Source organism: Chitinophaga sp. CCNWYY40 (assembly GCF_037483205.1).
Taxonomy (GTDB): Bacteria; Bacteroidota; Bacteroidia; order Chitinophagales; family Chitinophagaceae; genus Chitinophaga; species Chitinophaga ginsengisegetis.
On record NZ_JBBHLF010000002.1, the window covers coordinates 830,625 to 849,342 of the forward strand.

20 protein-coding genes are annotated in these 18,718 nt (G+C 48.1%); 10 read left to right on the top strand and 10 right to left on the bottom strand.

Translation table 11 applies throughout. The annotated features are described in order from the left end of the window. The first annotated feature begins 272 nt into the window (after positions 1-272). Together V7S65_RS09110 and V7S65_RS09115 are read left to right on the top strand one after the other, a co-directional pair. Positions 273-1,343 carry a ParM/StbA family protein gene (locus V7S65_RS09110; RefSeq protein ID WP_336388492.1) on the top strand — a complete coding sequence of 357 codons (1,071 nt, stop codon included), beginning with the start codon at positions 273-275 and terminating at the stop codon, positions 1,341-1,343. A 9-nt stretch (positions 1,344-1,352) separates the two neighbouring features. Next, positions 1,353-1,826 (top strand): bactofilin family protein, encoded by a 474-nt coding sequence (locus V7S65_RS09115; RefSeq protein WP_227024540.1) that lies wholly within the window; start codon positions 1,353-1,355, stop codon positions 1,824-1,826. 72 nt (positions 1,827-1,898) lie between these two features. Here V7S65_RS09115 and V7S65_RS09120 read toward each other — a convergent pair whose 3' ends face one another. Then, positions 1,899-2,126: a DUF3820 family protein gene (locus V7S65_RS09120; RefSeq protein WP_079472005.1), complete on the bottom strand. Its 228-nt coding sequence runs from the start codon at positions 2,124-2,126 to the stop codon at positions 1,899-1,901. Between the two features lie 96 nt (positions 2,127-2,222). Here V7S65_RS09120 and V7S65_RS09125 point away from each other — a divergent pair, with 96 nt between their 5' ends. After that, on the top strand, positions 2,223-2,660 hold the full coding sequence (locus tag V7S65_RS09125) for a nuclear transport factor 2 family protein (protein ID WP_336388491.1): 438 nt from the start codon (positions 2,223-2,225) through the stop codon (positions 2,658-2,660). Here V7S65_RS09125 and V7S65_RS09130 read toward each other — a convergent pair whose 3' ends face one another. Then, complete coding sequence (locus tag V7S65_RS09130; protein WP_111578250.1) at positions 2,661-3,305, bottom strand: DUF4136 domain-containing protein; 645 nt, start codon at positions 3,303-3,305, stop codon at positions 2,661-2,663. A 143-nt stretch (positions 3,306-3,448) separates the two neighbouring features. Between V7S65_RS09130 and V7S65_RS09135 the strand changes: the two genes are divergently transcribed. Next, positions 3,449-3,868, top strand: coding sequence for a response regulator (locus tag V7S65_RS09135; protein ID WP_336388490.1), 420 nt, complete (start codon positions 3,449-3,451; stop codon positions 3,866-3,868). 4 nt (positions 3,869-3,872) lie between these two features. Here the strand turns inward: V7S65_RS09135 and V7S65_RS09140 are convergent, their stop codons facing one another. Further along, a complete protein-coding gene (locus tag V7S65_RS09140; protein ID WP_336388489.1) occupies positions 3,873-4,745 on the bottom strand; it encodes a class I SAM-dependent methyltransferase in 873 nt (290 codons plus the stop codon). Positions 4,746-4,911: 166 nt separating this feature from the next. On the opposite strand from V7S65_RS09140, the gene V7S65_RS09145 reads away from it, so the two are divergent. Then, entirely contained in the window at positions 4,912-5,385 is a 474-nt protein-coding gene (locus V7S65_RS09145; protein WP_079472010.1) for an Lrp/AsnC ligand binding domain-containing protein, read from the top strand. 90 nt (positions 5,386-5,475) lie between these two features. Here V7S65_RS09145 and V7S65_RS09150 read toward each other — a convergent pair whose 3' ends face one another. Next, a complete protein-coding gene (locus tag V7S65_RS09150; protein WP_336388488.1) occupies positions 5,476-6,648 on the bottom strand; it encodes a THUMP domain-containing class I SAM-dependent RNA methyltransferase in 1,173 nt (390 codons plus the stop codon). A 78-nt stretch (positions 6,649-6,726) separates the two neighbouring features. On the opposite strand from V7S65_RS09150, the gene V7S65_RS09155 reads away from it, so the two are divergent. Further along, the gene (locus V7S65_RS09155) at positions 6,727-7,758 is read left to right on the top strand and encodes a sialidase family protein (RefSeq protein ID WP_336388487.1); all 1,032 of its coding nucleotides are present in this window, start codon (positions 6,727-6,729) and stop codon (positions 7,756-7,758) included. 2 nt (positions 7,759-7,760) lie between these two features. Here the strand turns inward: V7S65_RS09155 and map are convergent, their stop codons facing one another. From map to V7S65_RS09175, 4 genes are all read right to left on the bottom strand, one after another. Further along, entirely contained in the window at positions 7,761-8,525 is a 765-nt protein-coding gene (gene map / locus V7S65_RS09160; protein ID WP_111578254.1) for a type I methionyl aminopeptidase, read from the bottom strand. 77 nt (positions 8,526-8,602) lie between these two features. Beyond that, positions 8,603-9,034 carry a preQ(1) synthase gene (locus V7S65_RS09165; RefSeq protein WP_079472014.1) on the bottom strand — a complete coding sequence of 144 codons (432 nt, stop codon included), beginning with the start codon at positions 9,032-9,034 and terminating at the stop codon, positions 8,603-8,605. Between the two features lie 78 nt (positions 9,035-9,112). Then, positions 9,113-9,643, bottom strand: coding sequence for an RNA 2'-phosphotransferase (locus tag V7S65_RS09170; protein WP_336388486.1), 531 nt, complete (start codon positions 9,641-9,643; stop codon positions 9,113-9,115). 1 nt (position 9,644) lies between these two features. After that, positions 9,645-10,256 carry an NADAR family protein gene (locus V7S65_RS09175; RefSeq protein ID WP_336388485.1) on the bottom strand — a complete coding sequence of 204 codons (612 nt, stop codon included), beginning with the start codon at positions 10,254-10,256 and terminating at the stop codon, positions 9,645-9,647. Positions 10,257-10,539: 283 nt separating this feature from the next. On the opposite strand from V7S65_RS09175, the gene V7S65_RS09180 reads away from it, so the two are divergent. From V7S65_RS09180 to V7S65_RS09195, 4 genes are all read left to right on the top strand, one after another. Next, entirely contained in the window at positions 10,540-10,965 is a 426-nt protein-coding gene (locus V7S65_RS09180) for an organic hydroperoxide resistance protein (RefSeq protein ID WP_227024542.1), read from the top strand. 10 nt (positions 10,966-10,975) lie between these two features. Then, positions 10,976-11,653 (top strand): type 1 glutamine amidotransferase domain-containing protein, encoded by a 678-nt coding sequence (locus tag V7S65_RS09185; protein WP_336388484.1) that lies wholly within the window; start codon positions 10,976-10,978, stop codon positions 11,651-11,653. 24 nt (positions 11,654-11,677) lie between these two features. After that, positions 11,678-12,106, top strand: coding sequence for a MarR family winged helix-turn-helix transcriptional regulator (locus tag V7S65_RS09190; RefSeq protein WP_111578257.1), 429 nt, complete (start codon positions 11,678-11,680; stop codon positions 12,104-12,106). An 86-nt stretch (positions 12,107-12,192) separates the two neighbouring features. Continuing rightward, entirely contained in the window at positions 12,193-13,551 is a 1,359-nt protein-coding gene (locus tag V7S65_RS09195; protein WP_336388483.1) for a Gfo/Idh/MocA family oxidoreductase, read from the top strand. A 75-nt stretch (positions 13,552-13,626) separates the two neighbouring features. Here V7S65_RS09195 and V7S65_RS09200 read toward each other — a convergent pair whose 3' ends face one another. Further along, on the bottom strand, positions 13,627-15,360 hold the full coding sequence (locus V7S65_RS09200) for an alpha-L-rhamnosidase-related protein (RefSeq protein WP_336388482.1): 1,734 nt from the start codon (positions 15,358-15,360) through the stop codon (positions 13,627-13,629). A gap of 63 nt (positions 15,361-15,423) precedes the next feature. Further along, entirely contained in the window at positions 15,424-18,630 is a 3,207-nt protein-coding gene (locus tag V7S65_RS09205) for a glycosyl hydrolase (protein WP_336388481.1), read from the bottom strand. Positions 18,631-18,718 lie beyond the last annotated feature (88 nt).

Sequence of the window (18,718 nt, forward strand, 5' to 3'; positions counted from 1 at the left end):
CAAATGAAAATAAGAATGAATACAGGCAGAGGGGGACATCTTTTAAAACGGTAAAGCCGGGGTGTTTATTATCAGCAGGGAACGCTATGTGCTGCATTTACCGGTGATGATACATTTTGAAATGTAACATCGCTGTATTAAATTTAGCATAAATTCACTGGTTGTCATCCCCTTATTCTAATATTTTATATCTTTAACCGCTATTTCAATCCCGATGAAAACCCTCCCTCAACGGAGAGTCACGGCTACATTCGTTATTATAACAAAGCACTATGAAAGTATCAACAACCAGCTTCCCAAGCGTTTTTGAAACCGCATTCGGAAACACAGAAAATTCAAGTAAGGATCTTCTCAACGGACTAAAAATTAAAAAGGATGAAGCCTGGTACCTGGTAGGCAACCTGGCCAAAAGAGGTGGGATCAATCCCGGCAGAGTTACCAATGCGTCGCCCACAGAAGAGGATTATGAAATACTGTTTAAAGCTGCTTTGCTGAACACCATTGATAAAGTACAACAACCCATTGCCCTTACCGTCGGGTTCCCCTTCTCCACTTACAATATTTACAAAAACGCTGCGGAGCAGTTTTTGAGTAAACGTCATTTCCTGATCGATTACGATACGCAGACTTACAATACCAAAGGTTCTTTCAAGAAAGCGATGTTTGATATTGAGAAGTATGAAGTGATCCCTGAAATCGTAGGTGGTATCATCGGGTTAAAGAAAAGTATCAATGAACCGCAGCTGGACAACTTCATTGCCATCAGTTTTGGGTTTGGTACCATTGAAGGCGGCATGGCCACCGGCGATGGGCTGGTTCACCGTACCTGCTTCAGTTCCCACGGTATCCGTTATGCCATTAACAACCTTACCCGTGAGCTGAACCAGAAACACTACCTGGAAATGAAGAACGAGCACCAGGTGGATGATGCTTTCATGAAAGGTTCTATTTTCACCAACCGCAAACGGATCGATCTGCGCGACATGCGTAAAGGTGTGCTTACGCAGTATTACCGCGAAGTGGTTTCTCCCCTGATGCGCAGTTATTTTACGGACCTGGATTTTGAAACCTGTGAAAAGATTTACCTGATGGGCGGTGGCGCTCACTATCGTGAACTGACAGATGCTTTTGTAGAAGAGTTCCGTGATTTTATCCCGGTAGAAGTTGCTCCTGAACCAGAAAAACTCATGAGTATCGGTTATCTTTATAATTCATTGAGAATATCAGATAATAAACCTCAAAGAAGCGTGGGGCTTGACCTGGGTAATTCCAGTTCTATTGTGTCTACTTTTGAAGATGTAGCACAGCATTCTCCCGCTACATCTAATCCCATCACCCTCTAATTTATCCTTGTGATCAATGTCAGACATATTTTCCGAAATATAATTGTTCCCGGAGCCTTTCGTATCCCAAAAACAGTTTCCGTGAACGGTAGTATAGATGCTTCTGTTTCCGGTCGTATTGACGGGAACGTAAGAGGCGATGTAAAAACCAGCGGCAAGCTGGTGGTTAGTGAAACAGCGAGCATCCGTGGCCATATATATGCTGCCGACCTGGTGGTACACGGGAAAGTGTATGGCGATGTGTACATTACCAACAAAGCCCATATCAGCAATAAAGCGCTGGTAAAAGGCGATGTAAACGCAATGGTGCTGGAAATAGAAGAAGGTGCTGTAGTGGAAGGTGCAATCCGTAAAAACGTGCAGCCTGTTCTGAAAGCCGATCTTAGTCATACCCCGGTTGCGGAGGAAATCAAGGTGTCTGCCGCGGTAGATGCTGAAACCGGCGGTCATGAAGAAGAAGAAAAGAACACCAGCTGGTTCTGACAAATACTATTGCCAGTTTTATACCTCGTTCGGGCGGTTGTTTCCTTTGATGGCAACAACCGCTTTTTGTTGCTACTTCTTTTTCAGGGGAGTAAGTAATTGGGTAAGACCGTTCATTTTTATCACCAGCATGGTTTCGAGGAGCATCCCCAGTTTGCCTTTCGGGAAGCCTTTCCGCTGGAACCACTCCAGGTAACTCACCGGCAGGTCGCAGAGCACCACATCTTTATACTTTCCAAACGGCATTTTCATCACTACCAGTTGCTGCAACATTTCCGGATCGGGCTGTGACATCTCCATAAAAAACTGATTTATAATTAAGCCGGCAAATTAAAATTATAAATCCATTTTCCCACGCTTCTTCGTAATTTGTAATAGTCTCAAACATAATCATGCATGAAAATTTCCCTGATACTGTTACTGGCGCTTTCTTTTGCAGGATGTGTACAGCCCGGGGCTAAAATCAGCCTGGCTAATTCCAACACCCTGGTAGTAAAGGATCTCTTTGAGGCTTTCAATGCACACGACTGGCAAAAGCTGGCGGCCTGTTACAAGGATACCGCTGCCTTCCTGGACCCTTCCTTTGGCCCGGAACCTGTACTACGTACCCGGGAACAAACCGCTCAAAAATACAGGGAGCTGCAACAGCTATTCCCCGACATTCATGATGAAGTGGTGAATGTATATGCCGATAAAAACCACATTACCGTAGAATTCATTTCCTCCGCCACCGGCCCTGATGGCAAAAAGTGGCGTCTGCCCATCTGTACGGTGTTCACCATAGATGATGGAAAAATAGAGAAAGACAACACCTATTACGATAACCGTCACTGATCATCTTTTCAATAATCCTCCATTCTCCAGCGCATCAGACACCTGGGTGGCAAAGGCTTTCGCAAATGATTCCAGGCTGTTGGGATTGTAGGTTTCAGATTGACCGGACCATACCAGTTTGCCGTCCTGTTTCAGGTCGTACAGGTTACTTTCCAGGAAGTATCTTTTATCGGTGGTATAATAACCCGGAGAATACACCGATCCGTACATATAGCCATAATACCCCCAAAACCGGCCATACCAGCCGTATGCCGGGTAAGGCGCATAGGAAACGGAACCTGGCACATACCTGGTTTGGGATTCCTTATTTACCAGCGAGGTGGTTAACACGGCAGTATACCCCGCATCCAGCATTTTCTGCGTGGCAGCGCTTTTATCCTGGTCTGTTAAGGGGTTGAATTTAGGAGGGAACAGGTCCAGCCCCTTTCCGGCTACGATGCCCCGTTTCTGAAGGGCCGCCGCCATCTGGGTTTCCACCACCTGCTGGGCCCCCACATTTGAGGTCAGAGAGGCCACCAGCATATTATGATACCCTTCCGCAGGAGCTTCCGGCGCTTTCCAGGCTCCTGTCATGTGTACGGTGGTACCACATGCGCCCAATAATAGCACCATGCCAACCAGCATGGATGTGATGATCGCTTTCATAAAATTTGTTTTTATGCGCCCATAGGCTGCAATAAAACAACAAGACACCCTGTAAAAAGTTTACGCCAAAAAAATGACAATCCGGTTTTAACAATCCCGGCAGTATGAGTGTAATAAGGTGTACATTTATATGCCAGCATAACATGAATATGAACTCAGATAATAACCGGGAATTAACGACCCTGTTAATGGTGGATGATGATGAGGATGACCAGGAATTTTTCAAACTGGCGCTTGGCACCATCAGGGAAGAAATTACCTTTACCGCAGCCGGTAACGGCCAGGAAGCGTTTGATCTGCTCCACACCCGGACTGTTATGCCGGACATCATATTCGTAGATATGAATATGCCGTTAATGAACGGTTTTGCTTTCCTCGAAAAAATAAAAGCTACACCTCACCTGGAGCATATTCCGGTGATCATGTTTTCTACCAGTGATGAGAAGCATGAAATAGCCAGGGCAAAATCACTGGGTGCAGTGGATTTTATCACCAAACCAGCCCGGTTCAATGAATTATGCCGGTTGTTGCAGGAAAAGCTGGATTTATATGCAAAGGTGTAAACAGCTAATCTCCTACGCGTTCTGCACAGGCTACCCTGTAAAACTCATATCCTTTTTCCGACCGGCCGGGTAAATAGTGTTTCCGGTATTCGCTGGCGCCCAGATCCTCCAGCAGGTGAAAGTTATACTGGTGCAGGTAAGCGGGTAATGCAGCCGGTTCAAAGCCAAACGTCCACCGTTCTTCCAGTTCCGCTACGTCTTTAAGCAGTTTTTCGCCACCATAAAATGCGGCAGGGTTGTCCAGCACGGCCTGGTGTACATAAGTAAAAATGACTCTGGAACCGGGTTCAAAGCGTTGCAAAAATGCAAAGGTGCTGTCGATGGCTTCTTTGTTGAGATAATTGGTTACGCCCTCCCAGATAATGGCGGTAGGCACGGTAAAATCAAAGTTATTCAGTGCGCTCAGCTGATCAAGGCTTTGCCGGTTAAAGTCTATCTGGTAATAATATACTTTGGCCGGCAGCTTATGCGCGCGTAATTTCGATAGTTTATAGGCGGCCGTATTGGGATGATCGATTTCCACCACTTTAAGTTGACGAAGAAAAGGTAAACGCAGTCCGCGTGTATCAAAACCGGCGCCGAGGATATACACCTGCTGCGCCCCTTTATCTACCGCCTGCAACAACAGGTCATCTATATACTTTGTACGGGCAATACCGGAAGATAAGGCGCCCGGGATCTTCTTCCGGATAATCCACTCTGCGAAAGACCTCCAGCCTGGTATCCGGCAAAGCCATACGCCTATTTTCAGCCTGCTGTCAAGAAACCAGGAGGCAAATTTGTCGGTGAACAGGCGCCGGTCCCGGGAACGGGTGGTTTCCAGCGCCCGGAATAAGGCCATATATTGCGCGGTTCTACTCGTGACGTCTTCCTTCATGGATGGTGTTTTATGAACTCCCCCTTTAATTTAATCAAAAAATACGAATATCGTTTTGGCGCCACCACATACCTGGCAGTCAGGCGGCATGACCGGATCGATAATTTTTGCGATTATTTCAAAATAATACCTATTTTTAGAAAAAAATCTAAATCGTATCACCAAAATGAGTCAGCCATTAAATATTGACAAATTAGACTTACAGATCATTTCGGAAATGTCAACCGACGCCGGTATCTCTTACGCAGAGTTAGGTAAGAAGCTCTTTGTATCCGGTGGTACTATTCATGTACGCATCAAAAAACTGCATGAAATGGGTGTGATTAAAGGCACCCGTTTACAGGTAAACCTGCGGGCTATCGGGTATGATGTATTGGCCTTTATTGGTATTTACCTGGAGAAAAGTTCCCTGTATGAAAACGTAGCCAAGCAGTTATTAAAGATTCCGCAGATCGTAAGACTGAACTATACCACCGGTTCTTACAGCATGTTTGCGGAAATCATTTGCAAGGACAGCGGGGAGCTGCGCAAAATATTGCAGGACGATCTGCAGCATATTAAGGGAATAGAAAGAACAGAAACAATTATTTCGCTGGAAGAAAGTTTTTCAAGACCTATTAATGTCAGTGAAGTAGTGTGAGTATAAAAGACATAAAAAAAACGCTGCTCTATGAGTAGCGTTTTTTTTATGTCTTTCGTTAACGGCTAAACGAAATACCGGAACAATGATTTATAATTTACGCGCATCGCGGGTACCGGCATACAGCTCGTATTCCAGCAGGCGGCAATCGATGGTGCTGTTATAAAACTCTATCCTGCGTTTGGCTTTGAGGCCAATCTTCTTTGCCAGTTCAAGGTTACCGGTGAACACGTATCCAAAATAACCACCGCATTGTTGTTTCATGAAATCACCGATACGGCCATACGTTTCTTCCAGCGCTTCAATTTCCCCAAGACGCAATCCATATTCCGGGTTCATGTATACCACACCGGCAGCGCCTTCCGGCACTTCTGTGCTGGCGAAATCGCATACGCGGAACTCAATCATATCTTCCACGCCGGCGGCCTTTGCATTTTTACGGGCGTTTACAATTGCCATCTCACTCAGATCGGTAGCGATAATGCGCAGCTCCGGCACTTCCACGATCTGCTTTTCCAGCAATCCCCTTTCATTGAGATATACATTTTCATCAAAGCCCCGCAGGTGCATAAAGGCGTAGTTATCGCGGAAAAGACCGGGGCGGCTGTTGGTGGCTATTAATGCCGCTTCAATGGCAACGGTGCCGGACCCGCACATGGGGTTGATGAAAGGCGCTTTACGATCCCAGCGGGAAGCCAGGATGGTAGATGCCGCCAATGCTTCCAGCATGGGAGCGCGGCCGGGTATTTTACGGTATCCGTGCCGTGCGAGGGAATCGCCGGTGGTATCTACAAATATTTCTGCATTTTCATTTTTCCAGAACAGGTGGATTACTGCCCCGGTCAGCTCCGCACCGGTAGAAGGACGCTTGCCTGTTTTTTCGCGCATACGGTCTACCACTGCATCCTTCACTCTCAGGTTGGCAAACATGCTGTTGTTGATCGTTTCATTCTGCACATTGCTGGTAATGGAGAAGTAACCATCTTCCGGGAGAATGGTTTCCCAGGGGTAGGATTTCAGCTGATTGTATATTTCATCGCCGTCGGTTGCTTCAAATTGTTTCAGGCTGTACAGCACCTGGCTGCCGCAACGCAGGTTCAGGTTAAGGCGGATACACTCATTGAGAGAGGCATTCAACCGCACACCGGTAACGAATGTTTCGTCTACAGTAAAACCCAGATCTTTTACTTCCTGCTCCAGGTAAGGCGTCAGGCGTTTGTTACAGGTGATGGTAACGGTTCCCTTTGTTGTATATAATGACATAAGGCCGCAAATTTACCAATCTTTATGATAATCCCCGTGCATTCCTTATTTTAACGGTTCAAACATACTTCAGCACCTATGCGTTTTTATCTCTCTTTGTTATTGCCGGCGGTTCTGTATTTCCCGGCGAAGGCGCAAACAAAAGCAGTGCCTGTGCGTAATGAACTCATTATGCCGGTGCCGGTTACGCCTTCCAGTCATGCGTCTACTATTACGGCGTTGTCTTCCGGAGATTTGCTCAGCGCCTGGTTTGGCGGCGATGAGGAAGGAAGTAAAAATGTAGAGATCTGGTCGTCGCGTTTTACTGCCGGCAAATGGCAGGCGCCTGTGAAACTGGCGGATGGTATCATTAACGACACGCTTCGCTATCCCTGCTGGAACCCGGTACTGTTCCGTACCAGGGCCGGGTTGCTTTGCCTGTTTTATAAAGTAGGTCCCAATCCACGGGAGTGGTGGGGCATGGCCCGCTACAGCAGTGATGACGGCAGCAGTTGGTCATCTCCCGAAAAACTACCGGATGGCATGTTGGGCCCTATCAAAAATAAATGTATACAGCTTCCCGACGGACGCCTGCTGCACCCTTCCAGTACAGAGAGCGTGAAAGGCAATCAGTGGGTATCTCATATGGAGATCAGCGACAGCACCGGGCATCAATGGCAAAAGGTAGCTATCGACTGCGACACATTTGGCGTTATACAACCTACGATACTCACGCACCGCGACGGCCGGCTCCAGCTGCTGTTCCGCAGCCGCCAGCATGTGATAGCCACGAGTTGGTCGAAAGATCAGGGCGCCAGCTGGACACCTGTTACCGCGCTGAAGCTGCCCAATCCCAATTCAGGCATTGATGCAGTAACCCTTCCCAATGGCACAATGGCATTGGTATATAATCCAACAAAAGGCGGAAGCGACTGGTCAGATGGCCGCAATGAGTTGCGGGTGGCCGTTTCAAAAGATGGCATCAGCTGGAAAGATGTGTATCAGCTGGAGAAGCGTGCAGGCGGCGAATACAGCTATCCCGCCATAATCGCCACCGCAGATGGTTTGGTGCATATCACATATACCGACGACCGGAAAAATATCCGTGCAGTAACCTTACAATTGAAATAAACTTAGTTCCAGATTTCATTGGCAGCCGTGAGGATCACCGGTTCGTGGTCGGTCACCACGATGGTGTGTTCGTGTTGCGCAACAAAGCCGCCCTTGTTGCCCACCAGTGTCCAGCCATCATTGCTTTGATTGGCAAAAGAGGAGATGGTGGAAATAAAGGTTTCTATTGCCACTACAGAATTCTTTTTAAAACGGGTGCGGTTAAAACGGACATAACAGTTGAGGATATCATCCGGCGATTCGTGGAGGCTACGGCCAACGCCATGTCCGGCGAGATTGCGGATTACGGTGTAACCTGATTTGCGCGCCTCAGTTTCAATCAGCTTGCCAACGTCTGCCACGCGTGTGCCTCCTTTGATATACTGGATAGCCTTATAAAGAATTGCTTTCGAAGCGCTCACCAGCGCCTGGTGCTGATGGATGTCTTCACCCAGCACAAAGGAGCCGCCATTATCTGACCAGTAGCCATTCAGCTCTGCTGATACGTCGATGTTCACGAGATCACCTTCCTGCAGTATTTTTTTGCCGGATGGAATGCCATGCGCAATTTCATTGTTCACGCTGATACAGGTCCAGCCCGGGAAGCCATAGGTGAGCTTTGGGGCCGACTTAGCGCCTAATGCGTTTAATATCTCTCCACCATATTCATCTATTTCTTTTGCTGTCATACCCGGTTTGGCATAATTCCTCATTTCCTTCAGCGTAACGGCTACTGCCTCACTCACTCTTTTCATGCCATCGAGTTCCGCTTCTGTAGTTATAGACATAGTTATTTTTCTTTAAAAATACTGATAAAAAAACAAAGCCCGCAAGTTATGCGGGCGTCGTCAGATTGTTTTAACAATTACATGAGGATGCCCCACTCATCATCCCGCTCCGGATAATCCCTGAAACGTTCCGTACCGCCTCTGTCTTTCCAGTCGGAATCAATTACCAGCTTGGAACTGATACCACCCCTGGGATTACAGATGAGTGTGATACGCAGACGATCGGCCTCATACACTTCCATCATATGATCATAAATGATATTAATGAGCCGCTCATACGATACAATGATATCACGCAAATGATATACATAATGCTTAAGCGACTTCAATTCAATGATCTTATTTTTTGGATAGAAAGTGATATAGAGTTTGGCAAAATCGGGCTGCTCCTGCACGCCCAGGAAAGTAAACTCCGGCACCTTTATCTTCATCTCATATTTTTCCTTTGAGGGATTTGGTAATCCTTTCAGGATTGTTTTATCAATGTGCTGATAGAGCTTTTTAGACATATAGGCTTATGTTATTAACGTGGCGCAAAGTAATATTTCTCCGGATCAATTCACTTGTACATCTTCACAAGATAAGATTTATTGAATATACTTTACAGGCACTTCATCGGTAAGCCATACGCCGTTATCGGACAGGTAAAACAGGATGCCACTCCGGTGCATGTCGCCGCTGCGGATAGTAAGGATATGTGGTACTCCCCTCCTGCTGCCTACTTTTTCTGCTGTAGCCCTGTCGTCTGTAAGATGTACATGTTGCCGGTTCATTTTCTGTAAACCGGTTTTGCGGATCTGTTCCATAAACCTCTCCACGGTGCCGTGGTAGAGGAATTCCGGCGGTGTGGCCGGCGGCAGGTTCAGCGATACTTCCAGGGAGTGTCCCTGGTTGGCGCGGATCATTGTTTTGTTTTCATTGAAAGAAAAACGTTGCTTATCATTTTCTGCTACAACGGTTTCCAGTTCTTCCATCGTGAAATGATGTCCGTGTGCCCTGCATTGCTGCAACAGCGTGTTCACATTTGCCCAGCCGTGGGCATCGAGCGTGAGTTGTATGGTATCCGGGCTATGCCGGAGAATAAAGCTCAGTAGTTTACTGATTGATTTGTTGTTCATATTATTTAAGTTGATCCCGCACTACCATGAGCGCATAACCGAGCAGGTTATGACCGCGCCACTGCAGGGGATTTTCCACATGTTCGTTGGAAGCCGCCATACCAATGCCCCATATACGGTCCATCGGACTGGCTTCTACTAAAATACGGTCATGTGTATTGAGTAAAAAAGTTTTTAAATCCGGGTGCTGTGAAAACTTATGAAGATTTCCATTCACTACCAGGTCAAATTTATGCGTGTCCCAGGCGGCGGCATCGAAGTTCTTTACTTGTCTGCCGAGCTTTTTGGCTTCATCGGGCGTGTTCACCAACAGGATCTTCTGCAGGGTAACATCGTCATTGAACAACCTGGCTTTGCCCGCCATCATCCAGTGTTCCGCCGTTTTATAGGTGATGCCGTCCACGGTGAAAGGAGCATGCCACCACTGGCTGAAACAGCTTTGGGTAACGCTGCCATCCGCAGATGGCTTGTGTCCCCAGAAGAAGATGAATTTTATTTTTTCTTTAGACTGATACTTTGCAATCAGCCAGTTGTTATCGTACTTCATTGTAAGCGAATTTATGTTGATATCCAGTGTTTCGTGGTCGATGGCCATTCTTTTGTTCTTGTTCATGTTGTTTTAGTTTTTTACCGGGGCACTGGAATGTTGGCGGGGTTAACAGTTCCGTTGCACAGGTGCAGGGTTTAAAATTCGTTTACGTCATTATGACGCAAAGTAAAGAAATATTTTGCTAATGAGTATATTTTTTTTCGGGAGATAGGAAATGGAGTAAGGGAATCTGATAAATAAACCTGCGTGGAGGGTGTTAAGAAAGCTTGTTCTTCCCTCTTCCCAAAAATAAATTTGGAATTCAATTGCACACAATCTAATTTTACAAAATAAATATAAAATACTCATGGAAAAGATCGAAAAACTATACACGGCACACGCCACCGCCACCGGCGGAAGAAACGGACATGTTAGCTCATCAGACGGCGTACTGGACCTGGAAGTAAGAATGCCAAAGGAACTCGGTGGCAGCGGCGGCGCCTACACCAATCCTGAACAATTGTTTGCTGCCGGCTATGCTGCCTGCTTCGATGGCGCCCTCAACCTGGTAATCAGAACGCAGAAAGTAACCGCAGGCATTACGCAGGTAAATGCAGAAGTTAGCCTGGGCAAGAACAATAACGGCGGTTATGGGTTATCAGTAAAGCTACTGGTAGCAATTCCGGATGTGGAACCAAAACTGGCACAGGAACTGCTGGAAAAAGCACACCAGGTATGTCCTTATTCAAATGCTACCCGTGGTAATATTGAAGTAGAATTAGCATTGATCTAAACTCCATGTCATGAAAGTATTAATCGTACTAACCTCGCACGATGAATTAGGCAGCACCGGTCATAAAACCGGTTTCTGGGTGGAAGAATTTGCTGCCCCGTATTATGTGCTGGCGGATGCAGGGGCCGAAGTTACACTGGCTTCTCCCAAAGGCGGCCAGCCTCCCATTGATCCGAAAAGCGAGCTGCCTGAATTCCAGACAGAAGCTACCACCCGCTTTAAGCGCGATGAAGCGTTGCAGCAAAAACTGGCTACTACCCTGAAGCTCAACGAGGTAGATGCCTCCGACTATGATGCGGTGTTCTATCCCGGCGGTCATGGCCCATTGTGGGACCTCCACAATGATCCAAGTTCCATTTCCCTGATTGAAACATTCTACCGCCAGCATAAGCCTGTCGCATTTGTGTGCCACGCTCCTGCTGCATTGCTCAAAGTAAAAGGCCCCGATGGCACGTCACTGGTGAAAGGAAAAGAAGTAACCGGGTTCAGTAACACGGAAGAAGAAGCAGTACAGCTCACTAACGTAGTGCCGTTCCTGTTAGAAGACGAGTTAAAGAAACTGGGAGGGATTTACAGCAAGGACCGCGACTGGCATTCATACGCACTGAAGGACGGATTGCTGATCACCGGTCAGAACCCTGCTTCCTCTGAAGCTGTAGCCCGGATATTAATGGAAACATTAGCTTAATTTTGTGTTGTTAAATAAGCGACCTTGAAACAACTGAAATTATCAAACCAACTTTGCTTCTCATTTTATGCCCTGTCGAGGCTGGTAACTTCACATTACCAGCCTTTACTTGGCCCATTGGATCTTACCTACCCGCAGTACCTCGTGATGCTGGTACTATGGGAACATGATATCGTATCTGTAAAAGCGCTGGGGCAGCAACTGATGCTGGATTCCGGTACTTTAACGCCCCTGTTGAAAAGACTGGAAACAAAAAAGCTTATCAAACGTGTACGCAGCAAAGAAGATGAACGCAGCGTAAATATTCATTTAACCGCCGCCGGACGGCAATTGCAGCAAGAGGCGGCAGACATCCCCGAAAAGATCAGTTGCAGCATGGGTTTTACGGAGAAGGAATATGATACCCTTAAACCGATGATCAACAATATTCTGAAAAGACACGCAGACGAATAGCCGGTTTATTTCACTATGATTTCTTCGACTGAATTATTATCTTTCTCTCCTATAGTTCTGTAAACCTTATTTAATTATTCCACGCTATGGAGAATTTCAACATCAATCGCCGCCGCTTCCTCAAGGGAGCCACGGCTACGCTCGCGCTCTCTGCTATCGGCGCCAGTGCGCTTGATTTCATTAACCCCGCGAAACCTTTACGGGTAGCGCTTATCGGAACAGGATGGTATGGCAAAAGCGATTTATTCCGGCTAATCCAGGTAGCGCCGGTAAAAGTAGTAGCCCTTTGTGATGTGGATAAGAATATGCTGCAGGCCGCTGCAGAAATGGTGCGCAAACGGCAGTCCTCCGGTGAAACACCCCGCCTGTACGCCGACTACCGTAAACTGCTATCCGAGAATGAACTGGACATTGTATTGATAGGCACTCCCGACCACTGGCATGCCCTGCAAACCATTGAAGCCCTCAAAGCCGGCGCCAATGTATATGTGCAGAAACCTATCAGCGTAGATATAATAGAAGGCGAAGCGATGGTGGCCGCCGCCCGCAAATACAACCGGGTGGTGCAGGTGGGCACCCAACGGAAAAGCACCCCACACCTCATTGATGCCAAAAAGAATATTGTAGATGCCGGCCTGCTCGGCAAAATATCGCATGTGGAAATGTGTTGCTACTATCACATGCGCAACAACGGCAATCCACCCGTACAGGCAGTACCCGATTATTTCGACTACGACATGTGGACCGGCCCCGCTCCCCTGCGGCCTTACGATGGCTTGCCACATGTACGCTGGTGGCGCACTTTCATGGAATACGGCAACGGCATTATGGGCGATATGTGCGTGCATATGTTCGACACTGTACGCTGGATGCTGCAACTGGGCTGGCCCAAACGCATCAGCTCCACCGGTGGGATCTATGTACAGAAAGAAGGCAAATCGAATATTGCAGATACGCAGTCGGCCATTTTTGAGTACGACGGACTAAATTGTGTATGGCAGCACCGCACCTGGGGAACAGCCGCCGATCCCAAATACCCATGGTCATTTAAATTGTATGGAGAGAAAGGCACCCTTGCCGCCAGCACCATGTCGTACGACTTTATCCCTGAAGGCAACGGCACTCCTATTCATAAAGATGTAGTGTTTGAAAAGGAAAAGTACCCGGAAGACCTGACAGAACCAGCTATTGAGCTGAACGCTGCACCGGCCACACGCCTGCATATGCTGGACTTCCTGGGCGCTATTAAAAATGGCAGCAAACCGGTAGCGGATATAGAAGAAGGGCATATTTCCACTGCGAGCTGTATCCTCGCCAATATCTCCATGCAAACAGGACGGCCCGTAATATATGATCCGCAGAAACGGATCATTACCGGCGATCCTGCTGCCACAGCGTTATTGCAACGGCCGTATAGAAGTCCGTGGATACATCCGGTGGTATAACTATTTTCAGCAGCATAAATAAAAAGAACGGCCTCCTATGAGCACCGTTCTTTTTTATCTTCCTAAAAAATAAAACTACTCCCTGATCACCTTCACCTGCGCAGGCGCTTTGATCTCCGACTTAATCTTTCCATCAGCCAGGCGTGTATGCTTCACCGTTACAATGCCATAAGGCGTAGGAAAAGTACCCTCTGCAAATTGCAGATCTCCCAGGTGAGGCGTTACCTTAATCACTTTACATCCGGGCGCTGCTACCGAAATACCGAGTACATGCTCCGTGAGCCACGGCGTAGGCCCGGAGGCCCAGCCATGACATAAACTATGACGGAAACCTTTATAACAATAAGCGCCATAGTCGCCATGAATATCTTTTTGCCCGGCCGGTACTATTTCATCAATGCGGGAAGCGTTGGGAAGCCAGTCCATATTAAAGTCTTCCCAGAACGTAGTGGCGCCCAGCTTCAGCATAGCGCCCCAGTAAGTGCGGATATCGTTTAGCCCTCCCTGGTAGTCGCCCGCTTTGGCTTTTGCCTGCAGCATATAGTAACCATAGAAGGTGGAGTAATCCTTTACACCACCTACGCCAATAATTTCATCGTTGATCTTTTTTGCGGGCACCAAACCGGATAACGCCATCAATGCCGCGGCCTGTTTGGAGCCGTTTGCATCGGGTACGTTTTGCTTCAGCCGGGCAATAGCGGCTTCGCATTTCTTCACGGTGGCCTCATCGTTGAGTACTTTGCTCAATGCAGCGCCGGCGTCCAGCGTCATGATCATCATGGCCTGTAGCCCTGCATGAATGCCGGGTTTATTTTCACTGGAGGGCCAGTCGAGGAAGCGGGTGCCGTCGTGCAGGTCTTCACTGTTATTGGCGTCTATTTTCTTTGAGAGGTGATCCAGTAATCCTTTCAGGTAACCGGCCTGTTGTTTCAGATATGCAAGGTTGCCGGTATGCTGGTACCAATCGCGCTGAATAAGCACCCACCACATGGAATACGACACCATGCCATTCATATACTGTGGCAGCGGCGTAATATCACGGGAAAGGTCCAGGCTCTCTGGCACCACTTCATTATAGCCGAATACCGCGCTGATAGTAGATGTTTCCGGATGCATATCACCAATCCACACGAGGCGGTCGCGTTTGATGCCATCCCATAAATAGTCCTGCATGTTCAGATGCACGGTGTATGCACCCGTCAGCCAGATCTGGTTCAGCAACGTATCGCTGCATTTAAAAGAGCCCAGGTAAGGCAGATCGCGGTATACGAAGATGGCCCTCACTTCTTTGAGTTGCAGTTCCGTGTTGTCATCCAGCAGATCGATCCTTACAAAACGAAAACCGGTGTTGCCTACTTCCAGTTTACCCAGCCAGGGTACTTCTACAATCATATCGCGTACGGCGTGGTCGTTGGTGGCATTCTTCCCGGGTTCAATATCACTCATCGCTTCACTTACGGATTCGCCAAAGCGTACCCGCAGTTTTACCGGCTTACCGCTTTTATACATCCCCGTAACCAGTTGCAAACCGCCATGCAGTTCTTTGCCAAAGTCAAACAACAAGGCAGGATGTACGGCAGCCGTGCTTTTCAGCACGCACATGTTCTGATTGGCCAGGTCGGCTTGTCCGTTGCCGGCTAACAGGAAACGTTGTGCGTTGATAATATGCTCACCGGCATTGGGTGTTTGCCATATAATTTTTTCGGGAGATAAATACCTGCGTACCGTTGCTGTTGCCTGGACCGTGGCCATACGGCTGCTATCGAACACCAGTGGCAGCTGGGCCCGGGACGAAACAGCAACTAACATTATGACTGCTAATTGTAAGATCTGGTTATATATTTTCATGTGATCTGGTTCCTTTGAATGTACTTAATATTTTACTGCAATGAGTTTTACGGGCCCCATCAGGCCGGCAGACTGATAAGTAGCTGTCGGCGTGTATGGGTTCACGTTACTCCATGTTTTTCTTTCGGCAACAGGTAGTTTGCTGTCGCCAATGAGGCGGTTTACCCACGTGTTTACCACCGTTATTATTAGCTTGTTCTCTCCTTTTTTCAATGCTTGTTTTACATTTACCCGGTAAGGTGCCGTCCATACGTTGCCCAGCGCTACACCGTTCAGGGTTACATCCGCCATTACACTCACGGCGCCAAGATCCAGGTATGGTGTGGATTCCGCCGGTAGTTCATCTGCCTTAAAAGTAATTTCATAAACAGCGGTACCGGAGTAATTACGGATTTGCTCATTGGAGTGCGTGCTCCAATCGGTCAACTGATCAAACACCACCGGTTGCGCAGGTCCGCGCTTTGCCGCATCAAAGCTCACTTTCCATGGCCCCTGTAACTGCGTCAGCGTGGTTGCTTCCGGGAAATTAATCCCATTGCCTGCTGTTGCTGCATGCTTACGGAATACTACGAATCCACTCTGGTAAGGGGCTAACGTTAACGGTACTACGGTATGTGATGATTGTTGCGTAAACTCTTTCAGGTCACGGGTTTCACCGGTTACCGCATCCCACCACTCTGGTTGTTTACCCAACACGCGGAAGGCGGGTGATAAGGTGATCTGCTGATCCGACTGATTGGTGATAAAATATATTTCTCCATCTGTGGTGGTACGATGCGTATACAATGCCTGCTCCGGCAGCTGCGCCACATCTGCGGGCAATTGCAGGATGCTCAGTGCCTGCGGCATATCTATTCCACTCAGTACCTGCCCTTTGCCATATTCCCTTTGATGCTCCTGGTTGTTGCCCCACAGTTCCGTGACCAGTTTTTGCACTTTCGCATCCGCGGATGGATACTGCTGTAAGCTGGGAGATCGTTTGGGTGCAGGTCCCAGGATAGTGGCGCCTTCTTTTACCAGCTGCGCAATTTTCTCCAGCAGCTCCGGCCGCATGGTTTCCAGCTGCGGCAGTACCAGCAAACGATAGCTCATACCATCCGGCAGTACCAGCCTGCCATCCTTTACACGCAGGCGTTCCAGGATCACTTCTGCATTGATGTAATCATAGGAGTATCCTTTCGGTAATTCAGGATCTCTTACGCCTGTCATTTTAGGTGCATCTTCCCCGATGAAGTAGGCGATATCATTTACTGCCTTACCTTGTTGCAGGAGGTAGTTACATCTCCTGATATAATCTATAAATGCTTTACCCTGGTAAAACCAGGTGTTCTTCCTGTTAAACTCGGTGCCAAAACCTGCGTTCACACCGGGTTCGCGGTCATCATATGGCTGCTCAATGAACACATGCAGGAGGCTGTGATTGATCCCTTCGGTAAAGGACCAATCGCCACGACGCTTCAGCAGCGCGGGATAGCGGCCGTATGCATTACCGCCGGCAGTAAAAGATTCTGCGGCTACTCTTGTTTTGCCATAAATATGCGCAGCGGAAGAGGCTGCGCGGCACTCGATATTGCCGAGCGTTCCTTCATTCCAGAATTCACCCGCAATTTCATCCGACTGGCCGCCGTATTTCAGGAACTCTGAAGGAAAACCCCAGTGGCCGTAGTTTTCCAGCCATAGCTTCATCCCGTCTTTATGACTGGCTTTACGCAACCCGGCTACGTATTTATAAGCTACCCGATCGGCAATCAGGCGGCGCAGGTCCCATAGAAAACGATCCGATTGATCAGGGGTGCCCACTACCCTTCCGGATAACACAGGCAGCCACGGCAACGGATCGTAGCCATATTGTTTTTTAAAATCATCCGCCATGTCATCGGTCCAGTTTTGCGAACCGGTTTCGTAGCTGTCTGCCACCACCCATTTGAGTGAGGCGCGTTCCGCTGCGGGAATGCTCTTGCGGATCTTGCCTACAAAGGCATCATAGTGGTACTGCGACCATTCATCGCTGATCTTGTCTATTTCCAGCCCTGTACCTTCCGGGGAAGCCGGTCCATTGGTAACGCCCGTGGGCAACATACCATAACGCACCACTATCCAGTTGCCCGCAGGTACCTTCCAGTTGAGGGTACCGTTGGCTGATAAATTTTTAGTGAGATTAATAACTTTGGTGGGATCAATAATCAAACCGGCGCCGGATACTTCCGCCTCCTGCGGCCATTGATATTCGTTCCATAACGGCAGTGGCGTCTGGAACATTTTGGCCAGCTGCTTTTCTTCAAAGCGCTCAATGCGTGGGGCCGTGAGGAGTTTTATTTCTGCCAATGCAGGATTGCCTTCGCTGATCACCAGCCGGAACTGTTTTCCGGTAGTAGCTTTAAAGGAAACGGCTACCGGTGCATAGGGTTTAAAGCCTACATTATTTTGCGGGTTGCTGCGGTCAAATTCAAAGCTCTTTATGCTGCGCCAGTTATCCCCCTCTTTTACCTGTAGTTCAAACTGTGCTTTGAAAGGCTTTGCGGCCGGGTAAATGATGAGGCTCCGCGCGGTGAAATTGCCGGTTACTTCGAGGTCGATGTGAGCTGGTGTTGGGCGACCAACCGGTGTGGTAACGGTTACTTCTTCCGTAGTATTTCCATCTGTCAGCTTTTCAATATGCTGAAACACGATGTTGGAAGTGATGCGTGGTGTCTGTTTACCAATATCATCGCCATCGCTGTCTGGCACTGGAAAGGCCATTACGGCTACTGTCTGAAAATCGGCGGGGCCTGTTGGCAGCTGTTGGGTATATTGCTGAGGGCCATGAATCGTCACTTCTTCACCGGCGAGGTAGCGCATCGATTGGGAAGGCCTAATCCACGGACCGCCACTCTGGCTCCATCCCGGGCTGTTGAACAGGCCAATATCCATCCCTTTTTCTGAAGCCGTGCGTATAGCCGTACGGGTTACCTGCCACCATTCATCAGAAAACAGCTTCACCTTTCCGTAAGGAACCTCTTCTTTCGGATAACCTATATTACCGATAAAAGCCCGGCCAATGCCCACTTTTACCATTGCTTCCACATCCTGCTTTACACCTTCCTGCGAAATATTATCACTCATCCAATACCAGTATACACTTGGCTTAACGCTATCCGGTGGCGTTACAAATCCGCGTTGCAAAGGCGTTTGTTGTCCGCTGGCAGTTAATGCAGCCGACAACAACAGTGCAGCGGCGCCGTACTTTTTCATAACAGGAGTATACATACTTTGAATCTTCGTTTAACCGTAAAAGTTATGGTAACAGATACCCGGTTGCCGGACTTTCGTCAGCAACAGG